This window comes from Moraxella sp. 179-F 1C4 NHS (genome assembly GCF_045370505.1).
GTDB lineage: Bacteria > Pseudomonadota > Gammaproteobacteria > Pseudomonadales > Moraxellaceae > Faucicola > Faucicola tetraodonis.
The window spans coordinates 15,828-41,064 of the sequence record NZ_JBIQEC010000016.1; the positions used below are offsets into that span (position 1 = coordinate 15,828).

Consider the following 25,237-nt stretch of genomic DNA (forward strand, 5'->3'; position numbering starts at 1 on the left):
GTTTTGATTCATAGATACCCTACTAAGACCCACCCCTAAAATAAAAAATCTTGCGACTTTAATTCAAACTCAACCACATCATACACTTTTTCACCCACACCAAAATGCTGTTTTAACACACCTGTTTCGCTAAATCCCAATTTACGATGCAACGCCAGTGACGCGGTATTATATGCCAGCACTTGCGCGGTGATTTTGCCAATGTCAGTGGTGTTGAAAATCCGTGCAATCGCCAAAACCGCCAACGCAAAGCCAAGCCCCTGCCCTTTTGGGCTATTAGGGGATAAATAAAACCCCCAACTGGCAGTTTTTTCATTCGCGCTTAAAGAATTAGGATTTGACGCATTAGGGTTTGGCGTATGGGTGTTTGCCAACTGCAGCGTCTGGTATTTATCCACCGTTATTTGGGTAACATTGACTAGCCCCATCGGCTCGCCGCCTTTACTCCCATCCGTTTCAAAAATCAGCAAATGCACATTGGCATGGTCAAGCTGTTTGCGATACCATTTCTCATGGTCAGCAAGGGCAATTTCATCTTGCCCAAACATCCACTGGCGTACGTCGATGTGATTACGCCATTGCCAAATCATCTGGCTATCGGCTTGGGTCGCTTGTCTCACTTGACAATGTTGAAATTTTTGCGAAAATTCAATCCAGTGCGCAACCCGTTTTGCCCCTTGCCCATCGACCAACTTAGCAGATTGACGACTGAATTTTTTATAACTTTTGGTTAATTCGCTCAACAAGCGGGGCAGTTGCTCATCCAATGTAGCCATGTCAGTTATCACTTTGACCAGGTTTTTATCCGCCAACGCTTTGGCAATCACCTGCTGGTTATCGGCAAGCACGATCAGCACCATCGGCAATCCCAAACAACAGCGCTCCCAAGTCGTGCTGCCTGCCGCCCCAATCGCAAGGTCAGCATTTGCCATCAACTCCGCCATATTAGTCACATTGACAAGTACCGCACACGCAAAACTTGCGTGTTTGGCAAACCTTTGTACACTTTCGATATGCGGTGCGGTTTTGCCCATGACGACAGTCACGTTAAACGCTTGCGTAGATGGTTGGACAAAGGTATTGAGGCTTTGCAAAATCTTGAGCGTGACATTATCGTTATCGACACCGCCCAGATTGACCAATATATTGTTGGGCTGCTGTACGCGTTTACGTCTGCTTAGGCTTATCGCTCGCCAGCTGGCAAACTCATCACGTAATAGTGTATAACGCGTGCCTAGTAAGCGCTGGCAATGACTTGGCACAAGCGGTTGATAATCTTCGTTTTTTTGCCCAAAATTTTGGTCGAGCAAAATCTCACAGTCGTGTGTGCGGTCGGCTAAGTCGTCAATGGCTAAAATTTTAAGGTTTGGCAAAAGTCGTTTGGCTTGCTGCTCCCAGTTTTTACCAATCGCATAATGGTCGATAATCAGCCAATCGGGCTTTAACGCTTGCAAGATAGGTTTACATTCGGCAAAATCATCGCTTTCACTGGCGCCGAGCCACTCGCTATGGGCATGCTGTTTGATAAAATCTGCAGTGTTACTTTTGGCTAACAGCTGCACAGCAAAACCTTTTTGCCCAATCAAATCCGCCAAATGCCCGTCATGCTCCCGACAAATAAACGTGATGTCATGCCCTTGCTGTTTTAACCCGTCAGCCAAGGTCAAGCAACGCATGATATGACCGCTACCCATCGTTAAACTTGCATCTGCTCGGACCACGATCTTCATGGTAGCTCCAATTGCGCTTGGTACAGGCGCTCAGCAAATCGCCAATCTTTATCATCATCAATATCGACAACACTGTATTTTGGCAACACATAGCCTAGCGCATGATTATGGATTTTATCCTCGCTGAGCCATGCCTCACGACTGCCCCAATAAAACTGCCCTGCGTCAAAATACGCTTGCGGTAAATCTTGGGTTCGGGTGAGTTCATGTTGGCTAAACATGCTCGACACTTCACCAGTATCGCTTAATTTCAGTGAGCGTAACACATTGGATTCAAATTCTAAAACCGGAAAACAATACAAACTGTTGGATGACTGCCAGCGCTCAAAACTGTCGGTTAAATACTGCGGTTTTAAAAAAGGCGTACAGGGGTATAGACAGCAGATATGGCTAGCTTTTGGCACGTGCTGCAGCACATGCCGAATCACCGCAGCGGTAGTGGCGTAATCATCGGCAAGCGCGGCAGGCCTTCGGCTGACAGTTGCACCATGGTGTTGAGCGATATCGGCAATTTCGCCATCATCGGTTGACACGATAATCTGCTCAAACAGTTGGCTGTTTTTTGCCGTTGCAATGGCACGAGCCAGCATGGGTTTGCCACAAAAATCTTTGATGTTTTTGCGGGGAATGCGTTTACTCCCCCCACGCGCAGGGATGATACAGACCTTCATTATGCTAATGCCTGATAAATTGCATTGACCACTTGCGCTTGCGAGGCTTCGCTTAAGTCATAATACAATGGCAAACTAATCGCTTGTGCATAGTAGCGCTCGGCATGGGGAAAATCACCTTGTTTAAAGCCCAGCTTGGCATAATACGGCTGGGTATGCACTGGAATATAATGCACATTCACCCCGATATTTTGCGCCCGCAAACTGTCAAACACTTGCTTACGCGTTTTGCCACTGTCTGCTGTCAGTTGAATGGGATATAAATGAAACCCTGAATAATTAGCAGGATTGCGATAAGGCAACATAATCGGTAAATCTTTTAATAATTCATCATAACGCTTGCCAAGCTGGTGACGGCGAGTGACAAAGTCATCCAAATAGTTCATTTGACTCATCCCCAATGCCCCTTGCAATTCGGTCATGCGATAGTTAAAGCCCAAATCAATTTGCTGATAATACCAACCACCGTCGGGTTCATGGGTCATTAGATTGGCATCACGGGTGATACCATGACTACGCAGTAGCTGCATTTTTTCCGCCAATGCCGGATCATTCGTTGTTGCCAGTCCACCTTCTGCGGTGGTAATGATTTTGACAGGGTGAAAGCTAAACACGGTAATGTCGCTAAACTCACAATTGCCAATTGGTTGATTGTGGTATTTGCCACCAATGGCATGGGAGGCGTCCTCAATAACCTTAAAGCCATATTGCTGTGATAGCGCATGAATGGCCGCCATATCACAGGGTTCACCGGTGAAATGCACGGGAATGACTATTTTTGGCAAGCGGTTTTCAGCATCGGCAAGCTGTAACTTTTCTGCTAACGCGTTGATAGACATATTGAGCGTTAGCGGATCAATATCCACAAAATCAATGTTAGCACCACAGTACAATCCACAGTTGGCAGATGCGGTAAAGGTAATCGGCGTCGTCCACAGCCAGTCATCTTTGCCCTTTTCACCTTGGCCAAGACCCAATGCCAAACAAGCGATATGTAGTGCTGACGTCGCACTATTCACCGCCACGCCAAACTTTGCCCCCGTATAGGCAGCGACTCGTTCTTCAAACGCCGGTACTTGACTACCTTGGGTCAAAAAATCAGACTGTAGCACGGCGACCACCGCATCAATATCAGTTTGGGTGATATGCTGACGACCATAAGGGATAAATTGATTTGCCATAATATTTGCCATAATATTTGCCCAAGGGGGGGGTTTGTTATCAAGTGGGTTTGTGCTCAGGGGTTAGCGATTAAATTTTACCAATTTTTGCTTTGTTGGTTTCAATCCATTCTTGGAGTTGCCCAGTTGTCATCCACTCACTGTTATTATCACTGGCGTACACGAAGCCTTCTGGCACCTTAATACCATCTTTGATACGCTCAGGCGTCTCATCCCAGCCATTAATCGCGGGCAAGATTTTAAAATGCTCAGGATATTCGTAGGTATGAAAAGAATCTTCAGCACTAATCATTTGCTCATGCAGTTTCTCGCCAGGACGAATACCAATGATTTTTTGCTCAGCAGTGGCAGAAACGGCAGTTGCCAAATCTGGCATAGTCATGGATGGAATTTTTTTGACATAAATTTCGCCGCCCACCATGTCGTCAAATGCATGCCAAACCAGCTCCACGCCTTGCTCAAGCGAAATCATAAAACGGGTCATACGTGGGTCTGTGATGGTCAGTACGCCACTGTCTTTAATGGATAAAAAATACGGAATCACCGAGCCACGACTCCCCATGACATTACCATAACGTACCACCGAAAAGCGTGTGCCATGCTCCCCTGAATAGGCGTTGCCTGCGACAAACAGTTTGTCCGATGCCAATTTGGTCGCGCCATACAGATTCACGGGACTGGACGCTTTGTCAGTCGATAAGGCAACGACTTTTTTCACCCCTTTATCAATACAGGCGTCAATTAAATTCATTGCGCCGTTGATATTGGTTTTGACACATTCAAATGGATTGTATTCGGCGGTGGGCACGATTTTGGTTGCTGCGGCATGCACCACATAATCCACCCCATCAAGCGCGCGATATAGACGGTCTTTATCACGCACATCACCGATAAAAAAACGTACCCGCGGGTCGCCTTGGTACAGTTTTGCCATTTCCCACTGTTTCATCTCATCACGCGACAGGATAATCAATTTTTTGGGATTGTATTTTTCAAGCGTCATCGGCACAAAGGTATGCCCAAATGAGCCTGTCCCGCCTGTCACTAAAATGGTTGAATTGGTTAACATAGTGCACTACCTATTATGGCTAAAGTTATTTGTCGCAGTTTATCTAGCCCCAAAACCTGTCAGCATGGTTTGAATGGTTTTGAGCACAATCAAGATATCTAATGCAAAAGAAATATGTTTAATATAATAAAAATCGTACTGTACCTTAAGCGCTGTCTCATCGGTATCACTGGCATACCCTTGTGTGACCTGCGCCCATCCAGAAATACCGGGTTTGACGATATGTCGATAATTATAAAATGGGATGGTTTTTTCAAAGGTTTTGACAAAACTTAGCTGTTCAGGTCTCGGTCCAATCAGGCTCATATCGCCTTTGAGCACATTCAAAAATTGCGGCAACTCATCGATACGGGTTTTGCGAATAAACTTACCGACTTTAGTCACTCGAGGGTCATTTTGTTGCGCCAGTTTTGCCCCGTTTTTTTCTGAGTCAAAGCGCATACTGCGAAATTTATAGATTTTAAACAATTTACCGCCTTGCCCGACCCGCTCTTGGACAAATATGGCTTTACCCGGACTTTCCAACCGTATCGCAATGACAGTGATCACCGCAATCAGCAATACCAAGGGTGCTACCAATAAAATCGCTATAATATCAATCAGTTGTTTAAACCATAAATAGGTTTGCGATGGCAACAGCGAGCCCAATTCGTTTTCATATAAATGATGAATCGGCAGACGACCCGTCAAAGACTCATACACCTGGCGATTATTATACACCGGTCTGCCTTGTAACGTTTGCTCGGTTAAAAATCGCTGCCAGTCTTCATCGAGTGCAGGCGATGACAGGTCTGCTACGATCGCTTGCACTTTTTTGGATTGTATGGCATCCAAATGCGGTTTTTCAAGACGCAGCCAACGGATTTGAAAAATCGCTTCAAAGTTTTGACAATGCCCCAATGGAATATACGCCATATAAGGTTGGTGCGCTTTTTGCTCAAGTAAAAATGATAAAAAGAAAAACACTACCCCGATAACACCCGATAAGCCAAAATAATAGAGCGAATACGGCAACCGAAAAACGATAATCACCATGCCTAATAGCATCATCACCAACAATAAGGTTGGCAACACAAAACTGGTGGAGCGTTGACCTGGAAACTGGGTGAGTTTGCGCAAACCAAGGGTCACTAGCAAGACACCCAACGTGGCTAACACCATACTGTTAAATTCAGTAATCAGCCAGCGCCCCTGCAAAAAGCGCATTCGCCACATCAGCAACGCCGGCAACACCACTACAACCAACCATCCCACAATGAGTCGGAACGCGATATTTTGCCATACTAAAAAAATTACCCGCTGCATTATGGTTTAAGTCCTGTTTTTTCAGGATTGGCGTCTCGCCATTGTTGAAACTCACGGTATAACGCTGCAAATGTCGCAGGATCTTGTTTGGCAAGATTGCCCAAGTCAGTATCCACATTATCACAATCCGACAAATTTTTTACCATGACACAAGCCGCTTTGATATGTGTTAATGCCGCTTGTTGGTCACCTTTATAGGCTAAGAACTGTGCATAAGCTAATATATTAAACTGGGAAGAATCGGTATTTAGCACCTCTTCAAAGATGGCTTCTTTGAGGCTTGCCTGATTGCGATTAATCGGCACTTGCATGGCAAGGATGCGGTCATGATAAGCACTAAAGCCAAACACCTCATTTTGGTAGTCAATTCCTTTGTCTTGGTTTAGATGATTGGTGTGCTTGATAAAGCGATTATAATCCAAATAATTGAGATGAAAATATTGCCAAATATAGTAGCCTGATAACATCGCCAAACCCAGCATCACCACAGACATGGCTTTTGTTAGTTTGGTTTGCCACGAAAGCTGCCATTTGGTCTGTTCAATCAACGCCAAAAACAAGGCAAAAACCGCGAGATAACGAAAATACCATAACGGGTATTCTACACTGGCATACAAGATACTGGCGATGACAAATGCCAGTGCAATCGCGCTTTCGCTACTATGGCGCAGATGAATCGCCCGCACGAGTAGCCAAACAATCGGCACAAAGCATAGCGCGCCTAACACCCCTAGCTCCGCCAAAATCATGGTAGCAAAATTATGCGAATGGTCGGCAATCTCTGGCCATTTAAAATATTGGGCATAATCAACGCTTGCGCCCATGTAGTTGTTCCAGCCGACCCCGGTGAGCACATGGTCATGAAATATCATCATGGCGCGTTCGCTCATCGCCGAGCGGTTCCCCTGCCCGCCTGCCATACGACTCACCGCGCCAAGCTGATTGGCGCTGCTATAATTGCTAATCCAGCTTGCGCCCATATAATACAATACAAAAACAACTAACCCCAAAACGGTGGCAGAAAGTTTGTTTTTCCACGCTATGGGCTGAGTCAAAAAGAAAATGGGTATCACCGCCAACATCATCACCAGACCCGCCCGACTTTGTGTCAAGGCAAGCCCGATGGTAAATATCACAAACAATACCATCAAGCCAAACCGCGCATATTGTCGGTATCGACCCATCAGCCACTGCGGTGCATTTAACCTTTCTTGAAAAGACTGCTGCAGTTGATAAATCACCCCACACAGTGCCAACACAAACGCATAGCCTGCGTGATTGGCTTGTCCAAAGTTGCCGTCATAGCGTCCGCCATTGGCGTTACCGCGCGCAATCACCCAGCCTTTATAATCAATCTGATAGCCTTGGGTTTGCATCATTTGAATCATAAAAGTGATGATTGCCATGAGATATACCGCAATAAACAAGCGGTTTAATAAATTCGCTTTATTATCAATATTACTGCCTATCAAAGCAGTCAAGGCAACCACCAGCAAGCTTATCACGGGGAATATCAGCGCATCGGGGTAAGCGATATGATTAAATAATGGCTGACATACAAGCAATAGCGCTAGCAGCAACCAAGTAAGCACAGATTTGCTGAACTTTGTAATCGGGTTTTGCCAAAAAAAAGCCGCGGCTGCCAAACTCACAAACCCAAATGCGGTGGCATTGACCACAAAATCTCGACCCAGTGGCGAGTGCCAAGGCATGAGGTACGTCAAAATGGCTAACCCCATAAACAGGGTAAATAAACGGATATCTTGGGTGAGCGTTTGGTTTGATGTCGATAGTAGCATGGTGTTTTTCGTGGGCTTTAAACGCAAAAATGCTAAACGGGGTAGTTTAGCATTTTTCATTATTAATTACGATTTTTAGATAGTAATATCTTTTGTTAAACAGGCATATTTTTGTTTAATAGTAAAGTTCAAGAGATAGCTTATTTCTTTTTTTGATAGAGAGCGATTGGAATAGTCTGTTATCATTATTTTAATTAATTTTTCAAGTGATGAGTAAATGCATTGATTTATTATTTGTATAACTCAAAAGCAAAAATGCTAAACAGGACGGTTTAGCATTTTCGGTTTTTCAGTAATATAAATAACTAAATTTACCATTAGCATTATAGAGTAAGAGCAGCAGCTGTGCCTGTACTTGTACAATTTCCTGATAATTCAGCTGGTGCATTAGTTGAACATGTCCAAGTACCACCGCTACTACCTGTACCAGGTGTATAAGTAAATAAAACTGTTTTTCCCTTCAATTTATTATTCACATTTGTACCAAAAGTATATAAAGCTTTTGCTGCAGTGCTTGTGCCAGCGGTATAAGCACCATAAGTAACATTACCATATTTCCCAGTTAAATTAGCTCCTAATTCGTTGGCGGTGGCACTACTAGCTGCGTATGAAGTTCCTTGATCAACTTTCTCTTGAATAGCAGACTTAGTCCCCGAAAGTAAAATCTGTGATTCGGAAAATTGCGAACGTGCAATATAATTTTGATATGCAGGAATCGCAATCGCAGCCAAAATACCGATAATCGCAACAACAATCATTAATTCAATCAGGGTAAAACCTTTTTGAGCGTTCATAATGAACTCCTATTTTTGAGTGTATAAAATGGATAACCTAATCATATAGTTAATTATATAGCCAGTCATCCAAGTAATTAAGTCAATTTGCAAAGTTTTTATAACCATCACTTTGCGTTTCTAATAGAATTACTGCAGTTTATGTGCCAATTTAATTTTTCAGCCAAATTAACACTAATATACCTTCTACTTGGCGACTAATTTAAAAATTATTTAGTGTATCAAGGATTATCTAAGCGCAAAGTTTTTTCAACCCTCTTAATTTATTTAGCTATCCGTATTTTATTGTCAAAGATATGACAATTTTTGTCATTGTTTTATGTAACCCAGCCTAAATATTGTCCATACTGCCAAAAATTGTTCAATGCCTAGTGTGGTAAGCTAGTTATTCCACTCTTGACCTGTCCCACATGAGGTATTTCGGCATTTTATCCCTTGCGCGTTTAGCGTGAGCGTACCATCATTTGCCATCTGCGATGAGATAATAGGTGTCGCTGTAATTGTCCAACGGTCAGTGAGGGGGGTGGGTGCTAGGGTAATGGTATATAATGCTGTACCACTTCTAGGGAAACTCCCATCTAATCCCGTGCCTGCGTTTGTGTAACTGCCTTGGGCAAGTTTACGCGATTCAATTTGCGAGGCGATATTTTGCATCTCAGTCATCATATCTGTGCGTTTGGTCTTAATGACGTAGCGCTGATAGCTTGGATACGCAATCGCCGCCAATATACCGATGATAGCAACCACTATCATCAGTTCGATTAGGGTAAAGCCTTTTTGGCTATATCGATTTTTCATTACCATGACTCCCAATTAGTATCACAGCTGGTTGGTATGATACTAACGCTACTGTCACTATTTTTGGCTTTGCATTGTGCCCCACTGCTAGTGAGCAAAATCTTATGCGCATCGTTAAATTTTGTGGGATTAGGGGTGGCAAACATCACCCATGCTCTACCTGCAGTCAAGCTATTAGAGAGTGTCGAAGATGCCGTTGGCACTAGACTATTGCCAGTATTGTCGCCATCCACTAACATTATCTTGTATTGATAACTATCCGCTGTGCTGTTGACAGGGATATAAATTGTATTATTGGTCGCATCATAACTGTAACTGACTGTACCGTCACTGGCAATTTTTTTGGGTAAAAAGCCTTTATAGGTCAGTGCAGTCGCCCTCCAGCGATTGAGCTCAATCTCTAGCTGCTTCATTTTGGCTTGCGCTTGCGATTCGGCATTGCGGATAGCATATTGCCGATATGATGGGATAGCGATACTGGCGAGTATCGCAACCATCGCTACTGTTACCATCAGTTCAATCAGCGTAAAGCCATTGTGACGATTCATCATTGCCTCAGTTATTTATTGACTTCAAACCAAGTATTTGGCTTTAAGGTATATCGGTCATTGTAGATATTCTCTGGTGCTGAGCCATCACCTGTCGTTTTACTTAAACCAGATAATGGTTGGCTAATTCTATCAAGTCCAATATTATTAGACCCCGTATCACCCGCCAATAGCTTACCGCCGTCATCACCAAAGTCCACTCGGTTATAGACTCTATCGGCAATTTTTTGCGTACCAATCAATAAGCGTTGATTAGACAATGTAGAACTACGTGGCCCTAGTGTCAACTCTTGGATACCTTGCCCTGCCCGCGCAAAACCTGCCGTGCCATTTTTAGATGCAGCATATTCATCGATAGCCGCCCCTGCTGAATTTGTGGTTTCTTTTAAGCAGATACCGTAAGGTAGACAGTACAATTGACGCTCCGAGCCGCCTGTGATTTTTGCAGAACAAGACTCAGTGACGCCATAGTTCATATCGGGGTTGTAGACAGTGGTATATAAGAAACTATCAATAACCTCAGACTTGCCCACGCCTTTGGTATATTTGACCTTATCAAAGCCATCAAAGCGCGTTAGTGGATAATACCAGCCACGTTTGGCTTTTACAGAAGCGATAGCCGAACGCTTGGTATCTAAAGTATAATCTTCAGTGACCGTGGGTAACGGCAATAAGTCGCTAGACGCTGTGGTATTGGCGGTCAAGTCTACCACTTTTTGTACTTTAGGTGCATCCGTGGCGGTAGATTCTTTGCGGGTAGTAAAATCACTGGCATATAAGATACTATCTGCCAACGTGACATCGGTGTCCATGATGCCATACAGCCTATCGGCATAAGCATCGCTAGCACGTAGTTTTGATAACGGCGAACTGCGGTCACCTGAAATGACATTAACCACAGCGAACAATCGGCTGTTATTAAAGGTACTATCGCCCCGGTAAAAACTGACGGCAGGACGCTCATAAAAACGGTGATTATATTTGATATCTGCGCCAGTAAAGGCAGGTTGCAGTAGACGCACTACGCGCGTATTACTAAATGAAGTTTCAGGTGCAGCTGTGCCACTGCTTACAGGTTTGATGAATCCAGCATTGGTAAAATCAGCACGGAACAGTTGACCGCCCATGTCAGCAAAGTATAACTGATCCATATAGCCATCATTGTTGCGGTCAAGTACAGTAATCCCGCCTACGATACTATTATTAAGGGTGGAGACTGTTGTATTGGTAGCACCGGATACCGCATTGGCTGCTTTGGTGGCTGACCAAATAAGCGCACCCGTTTTGGCATCAACCATATAGACAGCATTGCCTAGGGATTCTGCAGCGGTTGTGCGGTTACATGCCTGTGATTTTTGATTGCTTAAGGTCGAAGTTGTGGTACCGACTTGATAACCTTGGTCTTCATAGCAAGTATCGTAGCCACCACCAAAGACTAAGACATCTTTATAAGCATTGACTTTTTTGGTTGTCGAGTCTATGCCTGTGGCAATTTTTGCCTTGGTAGGTTTTGACCATATTTGTCCCATACGGTCAAAGCCTATCGTAGCAGAATCGATTCTAAATAACATCTTAGGATTATTTTTATCCGTTAAATCCAAGCCATACAGTCCTTCTCCGCCCATCCGTAGTCCGCCATAAGCACGGACGTAGGTATTACGGCAGTCACGGGTATTATTTGGGTCGATAGTTTTATTTTCTGCACAAGGGGTTACAGTGACTCTGTTATTATCAAGGTCATAAAAATAATTAGCACTCACTAGCCAAGGCGCGTCCACACCAAAGTAAGGTTTGCCCACCTCTGTGCTCGTACCATTGATAAGCGCCTGTGGTTGTTTCTCCAACATTAATTTTGGCATAAAAGCCAAAAGCTCTCTCCCCCCATTGCCTGTAGTAGTATAGTCATCAGCATTCACCATATGAACCATACCATCACTAGAACCAAATAACGCATAATCGTCGCGTGTGTCAGTCACTGCACCTGTAGTAGCATCTAAGTCTGCTGAATAAGACACCATACTCGGTGTGGAATGAATAGTTGCACCTAAGTGTTTAACAGCTGAAGGCGGTGCAGTAAGTACCAAATCTGTCAATGACTGCGTCTTTTGCGCATCAGTCAATGTAAAACCCAAAAACTGTAGCAAATAATTAATTTTGTCACGGCTGTAGATAGCGGTATCGTTAAAGGTATTAGTGGCACTAATCGCATCTCCACTAGTATCTGACAGATTGGTCAAGGTGAGTTTGCCTGCACTAGTAACACCAAATTTGCGTATTACTGGTGTATTATTCGTTGCAGACTGTTTGTCTTCTAGATACAACGTCCTTATGTTATTGACTGCCGTATCAGGGGTTTTCAAATTACTAAAAAAACCACCTGATGTCACTAGATCATTAGCGACAGCACCATCTTTGGTGATGCTCACAGCACTCCATAAATCCTCTGTACTAGGATTTAATTTACCCGCAATGTCAGAGAACAATGCAGCATTGGATTTACCATATAAGGTACCTTCATTAAGGTTATATTTTTTGAGGTTACCTGACCAAACAGCAGTTGATTTACCCACTTCTGCTTGCAAAATCGGATAGTAGGCAACTGCAAGTTGGCTATCTGCGCGATAAGGGTCATCAGGTACTACAATCGTTCCTGAAGGGACTGGTCGAATATCAGCACTTAATACATCCATAAACGCAGCCAAGCTATCTATAACATCCTGTGATGAATCGGCATAGTAATAGCCGCCACCACCAAACTCTTGACCAAGTCTACATAAGTTTTGAACATCTTTATCAGTTGATGAGGTGCAGTTATATACTTTCTTGCCATTAATCGTAGTGGGTGTACTTAGACCTGCCATATCTGAACCAAAGCCCACCGTAGCTGTCTTGATAGGAAGACCAGTTGCATTACTATTTGAAGCTAAAATTTGTCCATAGTTCGCCATACAGCCCCAACCTAAAGCACCCCTCGTTCCATCTGGCAATAGCCCACAATTAGTTACTTTTGTAGCAGTAGTACTTAGCGATGTATTCATTAATGCTTTCGCTTGTGTAGCCTTAACATTGGTATTAGGCTCACCGTCTGTTAATAAATAGATTCCATTACCGGCACAGGTAGTTTCTTGGGCGCCTTGCAAATATCTAGTTTTGTCTTGTATTTTTGTAATATTATCAGAGTTAGTAAAGCCTGAACCAGTTCCTGATGTGTTAGTACCCAGCATATAAGCGCCTGCCTCTGCAAACGCACTCGGTGTCGGTGTACCACCCGTAGCAGTTAGCCCTGCAACATAATTTGCCATTAGCTGGCGATTTTCCATTGTGAGCTTTTGTATTGGATAGCGAATGATGCCAGTTTTACCATCACCATTATAAGAAAAAATACCAATGCCTAAGCCAATATCATTACTAACCGTATTGTTGGTAAGTAAGGTTAACAAAGCCACTTTAAGGCTATTGATTCGATTATAAATTGTCTTATTCGTCGTGCTTGAAGTACAACTTTGCAGATTTGAGATAGTAGTAGTAAAAGTTTTAGTACTGTCAGTTGCATCTGTATAAACAAAACTTGTATCTTTCTTTTGTGTTGTACTCTTCTTGCATCCACTCAGTGTTGAATCCATACTACCTGAGATATCAAGCATCATCATGATATTTGGATTGCCAGGCGTGGGCAAGGCATAAATCTCTAGGTCACCAATTTGCTTTTTAACGACATCCGCCTGTGAAGTACTCACCGCCACCATTATCGACATAGCAATAACTACATATTTGATTGAAGTCGTTATTTTACCTTGATACGATTGATTCATTGCTTTAGACCTCTTAACACCAAATTTGGGTTTCATCGTTATCACCACATTATCTTTATCTTAACAAACCTTAACTACCTGATGAGGTTAAAGTACATTTTGACGATAATCTCTCTGTACCTTTGCCAAACGGAATACAGTTGGTTGAGCTTGACATATTTTCGACATCCGCTTGCTCGTAAAGCATCTTGCTTGGGGTGTTGGCTTTACGCATACACTCAATGAGAGAAGATTTTCCTGCACTCACATTGCCTTGGATAGCGGTTTGTTCAAAGCACTTATCAGAACCCACCTTAGGCTCTGCATACGCAGGTAAGGCTGCAGTGGCGCGAATGTCGAACTTGAACTTTTTACTGGTGCGGTTTTCTACTTCTTTCCCAATCACTATTTGTGAAAATGGTTCAGCATCGGTTTCAGGTGGGGTGACGGCAATATTCATCTGGGTCATTGAGGTTTGTCTATCACTATTATAGCTATCAGCACTGGTATAGTCACAGTAGCCACTGTTACGCCCACTCCAGTAGCCCCCGCCTTTTTTTAGGATGGTAGCATTTTTGGCCAGGTATTTTTTTTCACGCGGATTATAGCAGTAGATAAATTCGTTGGTAGCATTGTCCGAATTGAGTAAAAAATGCCCGATAGCCCCTGACACGCTGGTAATATCTTTGTATGCCTGTGAGGTGGGACTGGCATTCACCATCGCCTCTAACTTTTGATTGCCACTATCGGCTGATTGTAGCAACAGGGTGTTGATTTGGTCAGCGGTGGCGGTTTTGAGATCCGTGGTACTTTGGCGAACCGCTATCGCCCCTGCCAACAGGATCAGCACCAAAAACAACAATACTACAATGAGCGCCGCGCCGCGTTGATGAGATGGCAAATTATGCGCCTTGTTTATTGGACGGATAAGCGCGGATTGCGTGCTGATCGATAAGATTGGATTGCGCATTGGCTAACTCCCCGCCGTTAATGTCGTACTGGTGTCAATATTGATAACTCGCGCGTTTCTCAATAAGGTCGTAGATTCATAGGTAGTACGTACCAGTTTAGGCTGTCCTGATTTTAATGGCTGAGTTGCACCTAATAACTTAAAACTGGTCGCGACATCGCTACCGATGACAGGTGAACTGCCTCGGACAATTAGTCCAATTTTGACTGCGGTAATGGGCGGCTTGGTACCAGACAATGCTAAATACTCACTGGCGGTCAGGTAGCGCATCAACCCAGCATTACTAGGTGCGTCAGTTTGGATACCCAACAAGATTTTGAATTGGTCTACCCCTAAGATTACCTCGCTGCCACCGCTTTGATAGTTTGCACTCAAATCACTGATGCCTGCAGTTGTAACCCTACCCGCATCACAAGCTAACACTAGCCCTTGACCAGTGGTACTTGAACTTCTAATAAAATACCGCTCAATTACAGTAGCACCCAATTCTACATCGGCGCTTTCACAATCAGGAATTTTTACACCCGTGGTATTTTTAAATTGAATCGTTAACTGGTCGCTATTGATCCCTGTGATATTAGAATCGCCTCCAGTGCGGGTAAAATAAAGATTTTTGGAAGTGTCTGTGCTCTCCAAACCAATATTTTTAGGTGAAATGACGATGCCACCACCCGCCGTTGTATCGGTAATAGAGGTTACTGAATTTCCCAAATTTGCCAAGCGCAAATGGCTCTCTAGCTGCTGCAAACCAAAAACGCTCGCCTCTTGTAGCTCGCTGCCACTTTTTTGGGTTGAGGCGGTTTTGGTATTCGTTAGGTATACTTGTATCACCGCAGCAGAAATCAGTAGCCCCAATACCAATGAAATCGTTAGCTCTACTAAAGTAAAGCCTGAAGTAGAACGATAATTTGATATCATCAGTATGCCTCCATAATGAAGCATTGTGCACCAAAATTATAGACCGCATCACCATTAGCGCAGGGTTTGTCTTTAGTCGTATCGGATGCAACGGCGGTATCCAAAAAAATCGGGTCGGTATCGCCCCAAGCGGCAATCAGGCATTGGCGGTCTTGGCCAACCGTACTAATCGTTGTGGCAACACCACTAGCGCTAGTGGTTGTCGTGCGTTTGGTCGGGCAAGTTGCCATACCCACGTTCAAGCCATTGTCTGTGGCATATTGCTTGACGGTTAAGGCATCTTTTACTGCCAATTGCTTAATCGTACAGGAAACAGGCGTACCACCTGTCATGCAACTATCTTTGGTGATAGCCACATTGCTAGTATCTGTATTGGTGAGTGTGGTGGCGGTGCCGTTAATCGCGGTTTTGAATGCGGATATGCCATCTATATTCGCTCGCATCATTTCTGCGCCACCACGCAGTACCGTTAATGCTCGGGTACGCATCAAACTCTCATCGGTGGCTTTGACTGCGGTCATCTGCATCGCAGTAAATCCAAGCACCGCGATTGCCAACAACATCAAAGCGACCAGCACTTCTATTAAGCCAATGCCTTGTTGTGAATTCATGAACAACTCCCATTGACGGCTGTTTCTTCTGTCGAGATACTACCATTACCATCTACTTTGACAATTGATTTGAGCAGTCCTTTATTAAAACAAACCCCATACCCCATTCCTAAGGTTATCTTCTTACGTTCTGTACTCTCTGTATCTGTGCCTTGATAAACGCTTTTATTAGCAGCAAAAGTGATTGTATTAGGTGCATCAGATATCTGGGAAATATTGACGCTATTGTCAATTTGATAGGTCTTAGACGTGCTATTACTAGCATTGACAGCACCACTAGTCAGGGTAATGCGCTTTGCTGCAGTATCAACGGTTACAATAGTATTGCTTTGGGTTATTAGTGCTTGTGAGCGTGCTTCTTTAAGAGCATTAACAAAGACACTGGCAGCTTCTCGTGTTTTCGCTTGTTGTATCTGTTTTTGCATATTAGGCGCTGCCATCGCGGCAATGATAGCCATAATCGCAATGGTGATGACAAGCTCAACCAGCGTAAAACCTTGGTCTTGGTCTCGATGATACTGTCTGTTCAAAACTTTCACCACGATACCCATCCATACCCCTTGATAAACGACCTATCATACCATGTTTACTAGCACAAACAATTCTAACATTAAAGCAAAAAACATACCTATTATCGCAGTATTTTTGTTAATTGTCGTACCTAAAGCTTACTACCGATAGTTTACCTCAGCCACTTATCATTGCTAAGCGAATTAGGACGAAAGGGCGCTCACGTATTATCAAATCATTTTTAGCTCAGTATTTTAAAGCATCCTTCCAACAACCCACTGGTAGCCCGTCTTTATCTGCGAGCTTTAACGATATAGCGATGCACCTTTGGTCGCAAAACAATGACAAGCAGGACCTAATGCAAAACCTTACCATGTAATACTGAATACGCATGAATATGAGCAGATGGGTAATAATTTGTGAGTAGATTAGCCAATTCAGACAGGGTGGCACCTGTGGTCACCACATCATCAAACAAAATCAAATTTTTGCTAGGGGGCATATCTGTTAGGGAAAACGCATCTTTGATATTATCTAAACGCTCTTCTCGGCTTAGACCCTGCTGGTGAGGTCGGTCGAGTCGCTGCACACCCGTAAAAACAGGGATTTGCCAGTGAAAGCTTAGATAAGCGGTTAAAATGGCAAGCGGATCGAAGCCGCGTTGTCTAATGCGCTGTAAACTTGTTGGCACTTTAACAATTAAAGAGTTTTTTGAATGACAACCTTTGGGAATATGTAGTTGTCTAATAGCCTGAATCAAAACGGGCAGATGATGTAATTGCTGCCCATTTTTGTACCCAAGCATGATTTGATTGAGGGGATATTGATAGTAGCCGCTGGCTACGCCACGCAGTGACGTTTGCTTTAGTTGCAAAGTAAAAAATGACGCGGACCATGCAAACTGGTTATGGCATGGCTGACAAAGAAATTGCTGTCGATTGAACCAATGGTCATGGTGACGCGGTGCTAACTTATCAAAGCCTGCTGCAGCGCAATCATTGATACCACATAGTTGGCAACGGTGATGAACTTTCGCTTGATACACCAACGCCATGGCAAAGGGCAATCGCCACCAAGGCAAGGGGGCAACGATTGCCATAAACGTAGTTAAAGCCCTTTAAAATCATTGAACATGATACCAATACCGATATTGGTGCTCTTATGATTATAGTCTTGGATGTTTTCACCATAGCCATGGAACACTTGTAAAATCGCTTTCATACCGCCTGTCAATGGATAAGCATAATCCACCTGTATAGCGCCTTTATTGGTGCTTGGATTATAACGCATCACACCACCCACTGTGCTTTGGTCATTGAGCGGATACAACCAACGCACATCGCCATAGCCCATATAGTCGCCAATATCTGGGTTATCCGAGTCTTTACTGTTCTCATTTGCGATTAGCCACAGTCTTGGAATCACGGTGAGTTTGCCCCACTCTGTTCCTGCCATCGCATAGATACGATTCCAAGAACGTGATAACGGGTCTGACTGTCCATTTGATTCATGCACTAGCCCTGCGCCCAACAGTCTTAATGACCCGTTCCCAGGCAGATTACCCTTGATAGGCTGCGTCAAAAATATCTCTGGTTGGTAATCTGAGCTGCGAAAAGGTCTTGAGCTTTTACCATTGTACACTTGCCAATAAGACTGCTGGGTATAGCCAAGCCACACATCGGCATTGGTATCAAACACATCTTGGGCAAGCTTGGTTTTCATTGAAATTTGCAGCTTGCTATCTAAGTGCTGCAAATAATCTTTCGATGCGCGAACATGATCTTGGGTGGGTGAATGAATATCATAGTTTGGCGTCGCGTTGTACCAAAGCGGCATGACATACATGGGCAAATGCGGACGTATCGTCAGTATTCCTTTGGGATCATTTTTATCCAAGTCATATAACACACTCAGTGGCGTATATCTTTCCACATCCGCTGCGGTAACCCCCACTTGCTTTAAGATTGTTTTGTCTTGCTTGTTAGGCACCAAATGATCCAGTTTTTTTTGCTCGTTTTTGGTTATCGTCGTGGTTGTGGTCGTGACGGTTGCCGTTTGATCCACGGCTAACACGGGCACTGCTTTACCTTCTTTGATACTCACTTCCAAGGTTTTGGCAATATCAAGGGGCGCCTTGGCTTCAGGTTCGATTTTACCAACGCTTATCTTGTCAAAACAAGCCAACCGCGCGACATTGTCAGCGATTTTTGAACAGGTTAGCAGCGTTTGTTGGTCGACAGGGATAACGGTTGTTTTTATTAAAGTTTTTGTTGAAGCTCTTGTTGAAGATTTTGTTGAAGTTTTTGCGTGCGTAGTTGCTGTAACTGTTAGTGTGGCTAGTATAGCAAGCGATAAAGAGGTATGGTAAAGCGTAAGTTGTGACATAGGTTGACCTTCTTACAAAAATATCGTTCATAATAGCAAAAATTGATGACAAATAGTTAACAAATGCATAATAATTTTTAACAGTAAAGTAAAGTTACAAGCAACTATTGGCTCGTCAATTATTGGTATTTCTATTGGTGCTGGTATTGGTAATTCTATTGATACTGCTGGCCTTTATACTCAAGCCAACCGTCTTGATGACGGCTAGCAGGGTCACGGTGTGTCCAATGTACAACGCCACCTTTGTCGTTATAAATATATTCACCATAAAAACGAATGGGGTTTTTGGCTTGGATACCCTCGATGCGGGGTGCCAAATCAATATTATGGGCAATTAACACCGTGATATTTGGGTAATTATCAATTTTGACCAAAAACTTTTGATGGCGGCTACCCTCATTATCGTCTTTTAGCACTTTAATCACCGTACCACACCCTAATACCTGTCGTTTAACGCTGGGATTTTTGGCTTGATAAGCTTGATTAATGGCGGCGTTGTTGCACTGAAGATTTGTTGCCTGACGTTTTTTGTAAGTATAAGGGCTTGAGTTTTTAGCCGTCTGTTGATTGGAATTTGAGCCTGCTAACTGCGAATTTGGGCTTGATAACTGGCTATTTCCGCTTTGGTTTTGGCTTTTATTTTGGCTGGGCTGTTGGTCGGCATTGCCTGCATGGGAACACCCAGTGACAAAAATTAGCACCCCGAAAGTTAACGGGATGGCTATAGACTTTGCTAAGTGATAGTTCAATTTTTATTTAACCTTTATGGTTGAATGGGTCAATGAATCATTTGACTGAGTTTTCTTGAACTGAGTTGTTTTCTTGAACTGAATTTTCTTTAACTGAGTTTAGAGTTAATTTAATTGGGACAAAAGTTGCTCAAAATCAGAGCGTTTGACTGCACCGTTTTGTCTTGCTACCAGTTGACCGTTTTGGTAAAACAACAATACAGGCGGACCGAACACGGCTAGTTTTTTATAGATTGCTTGGCTATCCGGCGTATTGTCAGTCACATCGAGTTTGACAACCTGCCAGCTGGCTAAACTTTGCGGCGGGTTGGCGAAAAGTGTTTTATCCATGATACGACATTCAATGCACCACTCTGCGGTGACATCGACGACTAGCTTTGGATATTGCGTAAGCAAGGGTTCAAGCTCTGACAGTTTAGTGATTGTAATCGTTTGGGTGGTCTTTGTTGCCGTGAATGCCGATTGCCCTGAAGTATTCACAAGCTTGTTAAGCGGCTGCCAACTATCTTGACTACCTGAGGCAGTGCCTATCACAAGACACGCTGACCAAATCCATGCTAGCAATGCTAGTGCTTGAGTGAGTAATTGACCTTTTTTGCCCTGCCAGCGCCACAGCCATAAGCCAATCACAGCAAACCACAGCGCCCATAGCATCAGCATCCAGCTTGATAGCCATATACGCTCTATCATCAATAAAGCGACGCCAAATAACAGCAAACCAAAGCTAGTTTTGACCCAGTTCATCCACTCGCCTGCTTTTGGCATAAAATTACCTTGGGTGGCGCCCAGTAAAATGAGCGGTGTGGATAGCCCAAGCCCCAATAAAAACAATGCGGCAAACCCCATCACAGGATCACCCAGCGCTGCCACACCTGCCAACGCACCTGCAAGGGGTGCCGTCACACAAGGGGAGACAACCAGTGCAGAAAACAAGCCCGTCAAATAACTACCACTTAAGCTACCGAGTCGATTTTCCCCAATTTGGCTGATTTTTTGGAACTTAACACGAAGCGCATGCGGCAGTTGCCAGCGAATGACATCCAACATGTACAGTCCAAGCAGGATAAATAACCCTGCAAAAATTAGCAAAATGACAGGGTTTTGTAGCCAGTTTAGTATACCCAAAGATTGCCCAAATAACGCAACCACTGCGCCCAAAATGCCATAACTGGTGGCAACACCCAAACCATAACTGCCCGTGAGTAATAACCCTTTTTTGGCAGATGGACGATGTTGACGCGCAACGATATTGGCTACAATCGGCAGCATAGGTAACACACAAGGGGTAAAAGCCAACCCCAATCCCGCTAAAAACAACAGCAATAACGCAACACCGCTATGCTTGGTCAATCCAAAAATATCTTGATTGCTAGCGCTAGCTGTCAAACTCGTTGCAACCGCCGCCGATGAAGCCGTGGGTTCAGTCATGACAGTTGTTTGGGCAGGTTGAGACGATGCCATAGATACGACAGGGTCGGATGCGGTTAACTGCGCTGTAGTTAAGACATCGGTGGCTGAAGCATCGGTCACTGTGGTCGATGCGACTTGCTGCCCGCCTGCAGCACTGCCACCGGAAATCGCTGGTTTGGCAGACGGTGGGCTAGTTGCCTCATCGACGGTTTTAGCTGGGGTCAAGCTAGCAGATTGCTGAGTCGTTGTCGGGGCGGCATCGCTGGTCGTCGCCACGGTATTGGTGACTTTGGCTTGGGCGGTTTTTGACGACATTGCGTCTGATTTTTTTGCGCCATTTTTGGTGGAAGCGGCCAATTGGGTGATGACAAATTTGGTCTTTTCTGGGGGATAACAAAGCCCTATTTTGGCACAGCCTTGCCATTTGACCGTAGCAGGTTGCGAGGTGATTGCTTTATCCGCGCTCAAGGTGGTTGTGGCAGTAAAGGGGTGTTCAAACACAGGCACCCGACCAAAATCTGGGTCATCCACATAGGTCGGTGCTGCACTAAATTGTAGCGGCGTCGCTGTTACCCCGTCAGGCAATTGTAAGGTTAATTTATCCCGATACGCATAATAGCCTGCTTTGACATCCACATGAATGGTCACTACTTGCCCTTTTTGCTCAGTATAGACTTTAAAAGCCTCATGCACCGGTAGCGGCTTGTCTTTGGCGGTCAAGCTGGGATTGTCATTACCGCCAAACACCTCACTTAAACTAATCGCTTGGGCGCTTGGTATAGTAAGGCTAGTGACAGCCAGTAGCGTGGCAAGCAAAGAGACATGACGACTCACGGTTCGAAAACAACACAGGGGCGTAGGCATAGGGGACATATTTTTCAAAGACAACTTCTCATATGTTTTAAATTCACAGGTTTTAAATTTATACGTTTCAGATTTATACGTTTTAAGCCACGTAATTATACTATGACGGCTAATTTTAGCCAATCCCCGCCCAAAAACCTAGCAAAAAAAATCAGAGTGCGTGACTCTGATTTGGTTAACCCAGTGGAAACACCAAACTTATAACTTAGCAAAAATGTCTGCGTCTTGTCCTTCGCCGCCTTCTTTGCCATCAGCCCCCAGTGAGAACAAATCATAGGTTCTGCCTTCGGTACCTGGGATAACGTATTGTAGCTCATTATCCCAGCCATCTTTCGGAAAACCGCCTTTAATATACCCGCCCTCTGGCCAGTTTTTGGCACCTTGTGGTGGCTTATTTAAGGCGTCTAACCCTTCTTGGGTGGTGGGATAGCGACCATTATCCACTTTAAACATATCAATGGCATTTGAGGTGGTGGATAAAGCCGTTTCGGTGGTTTTGATGCGGGCTTTGTCACTTTGACCCACCACTTTGGGCACCACAAGACCTGCCAAAATTGCCAAAATGACAATCACTACCATGACTTCAATTAAGGTAAAACCCGCTTGACGATTTTTTGATACATGAGCACAATACATACGAATTTCCATTTTTTAAATTTTTAGCGCTTTTTGATAAGGTGTTAGGATTTTACACGGCTTTTTTGACAATTTGCATACCGATTTGGTTAATTTTGTCGGATTATTTAGCCATTAATTCTTTGGCGATTAATTGTTTGGCGGTTTTAGGGTTTACCCTGCCAAATCATTCATATTGATAATCGGTAGCATTACTGCCATCACAATGGTCATGACAATCACCCCCATCAGTACCAACATCAGCGGCTCAAGTAGCGACAATAGCGTGCTAATCATATTGGTGGCTTCATTTTGCTGCATCGCTGCTGCACGCGTCAGCATGTCATCAAGCTCGCCTGAATTTTCACCGCTTTTAATCATCTGTACCATCATCGGCGGAAAATAATTACTGCGCTCAAGCTGGCTTGATAGGCTCGCGCCTTCGGTGACTTTTTCTGTGGCGCGCGCGATGGTATGTTTGATATGGGTATTGGTGGTGACTGCCGCGCCGATGGCTAGTGCTTCCACCAACGGCACCCCTGAACGTACCAAAATCGCTAACGTACTGGCAAAACGTGATGCGTTCAGATTTCGCGATAATCTGCCAAACACCGGCAAGCGCAAGATAAATTGGTCAAAAGTGGCTTTGCCTGCCGCTGTTTTAACAAACTTCACAAATAAAAAAACCGCACCGATTAGCCCGCTTAATATCAGCCACCACCATTGGGTTAAGAGGTTAGACAATGTCAACACCACTTGGGTGATCCATGGCAGCGCTTGCTCGGATTGTTCAAACACTTTGACAATTTTTGGCACGACAAAGCTCATCAAGCCCACCACCACTGTCACCGCCATCATCAGCAAGATTATCGGATACACCATCGCGCCTTGTACCTTTTTTTGCATGGCAAAGCGATTTTCGGTGTAATCGGCTAACTGGTTTAAAATCAAATCCAAATGTCCCGAGCGCTCACCTGCGGCAATGGTGGCGATATAAATCGCTGGAAAATTACCAGAGTCTTGTAGCGCGCTCGCTAGGCTATAGCCTTCCAATACTTTGCCGCGTACGCCATGCATCAACGCTTTGACATGCGGTTTTTCGCTTTGTTTGGCAATCGCTTGCAACGCTTGTTCAATCGGTATGGACGCTGCCAACAACACCGACAATTGGCGGGTGATTAATGCCAAATCATACGCACCCACCCCTTTTTGCCACAATCGGTTGCGACTGACATCGGTTTTTTGTACAGGTGAGACTTCGACAGGCAGTAAATTTTTATCGCGCAGTTGTTGGCGGATTAGCCTAGCAGAATCGCCCTCAAGAATACCTTGGTGTGACTTGCCTTGGGTATCCATGGCTTTGTACTGAAATGCGGGCATGTGAGTTCCCAACGGGTAAAATTAGCGTTATTTTAAAGGCTTAATAGGCTGAAATAAAGACTCGTTTTCATTGGAATCATATTGTACCAACACCGATAGCTCATCGCGCAAGTCTTGTTTGTTAAAGCTATTGACCTCAGTAATCAGCATTTTTTCGATTCGTTTGTCAACGGCGTATTCACTGATTTGCGCACAATAGATGGCTAATTGATAAACTTGCGCTTTGAGTGACTCATCGAGTGATTGCAATAGTCTCACCAATTCTGCCACATTGATGACTTGGTAAGGGTAATTGGGAATCGCCGCCTCTTTTAATGGGGTGACTGAATAGTTGACACCGAGATGGGCAAAATAATAACAACTAAATAAATAACCTAAAATATGACCAACAAAATAACCCCGGTCATTGTGATAGCATGCCACACCCAAAAACTCAATCACGGTCGCCGCCAAACTATGTTCAAGACCGCGAAATTCAGCGGATGATGGCACCAAGCCTACGGTTGGTAAGTTCATTAAATTTTTGCTTTGGCTGACAATCTGCCAACCAATCGGTCGCTGCGGCGGTAAATGATGGCTAATCGACATCACCAAATCATCGACGATATGTAAATTATTGAACAAATGCTGCAGTTGCATCAGCCCAACATTATCGCGCATGTTCAAATATTTGGCGACTTGCAGTTTTTTAGTTTCAATAAACTGGGATTTTTTACTGGATATATAAAATAACAGCTGGTGGGGTTGGGAGTGCTCAAAATACTGGGTCACCGCATTTTCTTGTGCATGAAACACGGCCGTGTATTGGCTGGTAACATCCATTGGGTTAACACCACGATGGTCCATCGCAGGGTCTTCTGGATTGGGCTTGATGTGCAAGCCATGTGCTTCGACAGGTTGACCTTTGGTAGTTGAAGTTTCCATGTTGGCAATCACAGCTGATAATATATGGGACAGTGCTTGTCACTATATCATACCCCTGTCGACATAACCTAACAGATATTGCTATGAAAATAGACTGGGCATTCTTGGTTGCGATAAAATTTGCTATAAGATATAAAGCTTACTATAAAAGTGGCGATAACCACAAAACCGCAGCAAACCTGCTTTTTTGTGGTTACTCAGGGTTCTCGACTACT

21 protein-coding genes are annotated in these 25,237 nt (G+C 44.1%); all 21 read right to left on the minus strand.

What is annotated here, in order from left to right; translation table 11 throughout:
• Positions 1-35: 35 nt before the first annotated feature.
• Entirely contained in the window at positions 36-1,730 is a 1,695-nt protein-coding gene (gene pseG, locus ACH0AB_RS08335) for a UDP-2,4-diacetamido-2,4,6-trideoxy-beta-L-altropyranose hydrolase (protein WP_406877884.1), read from the minus strand.
• A complete protein-coding gene (gene pseF / locus ACH0AB_RS08340; protein ID WP_406877885.1) occupies positions 1,727-2,401 on the minus strand; it encodes a pseudaminic acid cytidylyltransferase in 675 nt (224 codons plus the stop codon). The genes pseG and pseF overlap by 4 nt, the downstream gene beginning before the upstream one ends.
• Positions 2,401-3,582 (minus strand): UDP-4-amino-4,6-dideoxy-N-acetyl-beta-L-altrosamine transaminase, encoded by a 1,182-nt coding sequence (pseC, locus tag ACH0AB_RS08345; RefSeq protein ID WP_406877886.1) that lies wholly within the window; start codon positions 3,580-3,582, stop codon positions 2,401-2,403. The genes pseF and pseC overlap by 1 nt, the downstream gene beginning before the upstream one ends.
• A 70-nt stretch (positions 3,583-3,652) precedes the next feature.
• Complete coding sequence (gene pseB, locus ACH0AB_RS08350) at positions 3,653-4,651, minus strand: UDP-N-acetylglucosamine 4,6-dehydratase (inverting) (protein ID WP_406877887.1); 999 nt, start codon at positions 4,649-4,651, stop codon at positions 3,653-3,655.
• A gap of 39 nt (positions 4,652-4,690) precedes the next feature.
• Entirely contained in the window at positions 4,691-5,956 is a 1,266-nt protein-coding gene (locus tag ACH0AB_RS08355; protein ID WP_406877888.1) for an exopolysaccharide biosynthesis polyprenyl glycosylphosphotransferase, read from the minus strand.
• Complete coding sequence (locus tag ACH0AB_RS08360; protein ID WP_406877889.1) at positions 5,956-7,755, minus strand: PglL family O-oligosaccharyltransferase; 1,800 nt, start codon at positions 7,753-7,755, stop codon at positions 5,956-5,958. Before ACH0AB_RS08360 ends, ACH0AB_RS08355 begins: the two co-directional genes overlap by 1 nt.
• Before the next feature lie 323 nt (positions 7,756-8,078).
• Entirely contained in the window at positions 8,079-8,549 is a 471-nt protein-coding gene (locus ACH0AB_RS08365; protein WP_406877890.1) for a pilin, read from the minus strand.
• A 381-nt stretch (positions 8,550-8,930) separates the two neighbouring features.
• Complete coding sequence (locus ACH0AB_RS08370) at positions 8,931-9,347, minus strand: type IV pilin protein (protein WP_406877891.1); 417 nt, start codon at positions 9,345-9,347, stop codon at positions 8,931-8,933.
• On the minus strand, positions 9,347-9,895 hold the full coding sequence (locus ACH0AB_RS08375) for a type IV pilin protein (protein ID WP_406877892.1): 549 nt from the start codon (positions 9,893-9,895) through the stop codon (positions 9,347-9,349). The genes ACH0AB_RS08370 and ACH0AB_RS08375 overlap by 1 nt, the downstream gene beginning before the upstream one ends.
• Before the next feature lie 11 nt (positions 9,896-9,906).
• Positions 9,907-13,707 carry a pilus assembly protein gene (locus ACH0AB_RS08380; RefSeq protein WP_406877893.1) on the minus strand — a complete coding sequence of 1,267 codons (3,801 nt, stop codon included), beginning with the start codon at positions 13,705-13,707 and terminating at the stop codon, positions 9,907-9,909.
• A 70-nt stretch (positions 13,708-13,777) separates the two neighbouring features.
• Positions 13,778-14,656: a PilX N-terminal domain-containing pilus assembly protein gene (locus ACH0AB_RS08385; RefSeq protein ID WP_406877894.1), complete on the minus strand. Its 879-nt coding sequence runs from the start codon at positions 14,654-14,656 to the stop codon at positions 13,778-13,780.
• Between the two features lie 3 nt (positions 14,657-14,659).
• Positions 14,660-15,574: a PilW family protein gene (locus tag ACH0AB_RS08390; RefSeq protein WP_406877895.1), complete on the minus strand. Its 915-nt coding sequence runs from the start codon at positions 15,572-15,574 to the stop codon at positions 14,660-14,662.
• Complete coding sequence (gene pilV, locus ACH0AB_RS08395) at positions 15,574-16,185, minus strand: type IV pilus modification protein PilV (RefSeq protein ID WP_406877896.1); 612 nt, start codon at positions 16,183-16,185, stop codon at positions 15,574-15,576. The genes ACH0AB_RS08390 and pilV overlap by 1 nt, the downstream gene beginning before the upstream one ends.
• Positions 16,182-16,736, minus strand: a complete 555-nt coding sequence (locus tag ACH0AB_RS08400; protein WP_406877897.1) for a pilus assembly FimT family protein — start codon at positions 16,734-16,736, stop codon at positions 16,182-16,184. Before ACH0AB_RS08400 ends, pilV begins: the two co-directional genes overlap by 4 nt.
• A 314-nt stretch (positions 16,737-17,050) precedes the next feature.
• Entirely contained in the window at positions 17,051-17,794 is a 744-nt protein-coding gene (locus ACH0AB_RS08405) for a ComF family protein (RefSeq protein WP_406877898.1), read from the minus strand.
• 8 nt (positions 17,795-17,802) lie between these two features.
• Entirely contained in the window at positions 17,803-19,080 is a 1,278-nt protein-coding gene (locus tag ACH0AB_RS08410) for a phospholipase A (protein WP_406877899.1), read from the minus strand.
• Positions 19,081-19,235: 155 nt separating this feature from the next.
• A complete protein-coding gene (locus tag ACH0AB_RS08415; RefSeq protein ID WP_406877900.1) occupies positions 19,236-19,829 on the minus strand; it encodes a DUF3465 domain-containing protein in 594 nt (197 codons plus the stop codon).
• Between the two features lie 105 nt (positions 19,830-19,934).
• A complete protein-coding gene (locus tag ACH0AB_RS08420; protein WP_406877915.1) occupies positions 19,935-22,112 on the minus strand; it encodes a cytochrome c biogenesis protein CcdA in 2,178 nt (725 codons plus the stop codon).
• Positions 22,113-22,301: 189 nt separating this feature from the next.
• Positions 22,302-22,739 (minus strand): type II secretion system major pseudopilin GspG, encoded by a 438-nt coding sequence (gspG, locus tag ACH0AB_RS08425; protein ID WP_227523050.1) that lies wholly within the window; start codon positions 22,737-22,739, stop codon positions 22,302-22,304.
• A 153-nt stretch (positions 22,740-22,892) separates the two neighbouring features.
• The gene (gene gspF / locus ACH0AB_RS08430) at positions 22,893-24,098 is read right to left on the minus strand and encodes a type II secretion system inner membrane protein GspF (RefSeq protein WP_406877901.1); all 1,206 of its coding nucleotides are present in this window, start codon (positions 24,096-24,098) and stop codon (positions 22,893-22,895) included.
• Between the two features lie 27 nt (positions 24,099-24,125).
• Positions 24,126-25,022: a hypothetical protein gene (locus ACH0AB_RS08435; RefSeq protein WP_406877902.1), complete on the minus strand. Its 897-nt coding sequence runs from the start codon at positions 25,020-25,022 to the stop codon at positions 24,126-24,128.
• Positions 25,023-25,237 lie beyond the last annotated feature (215 nt).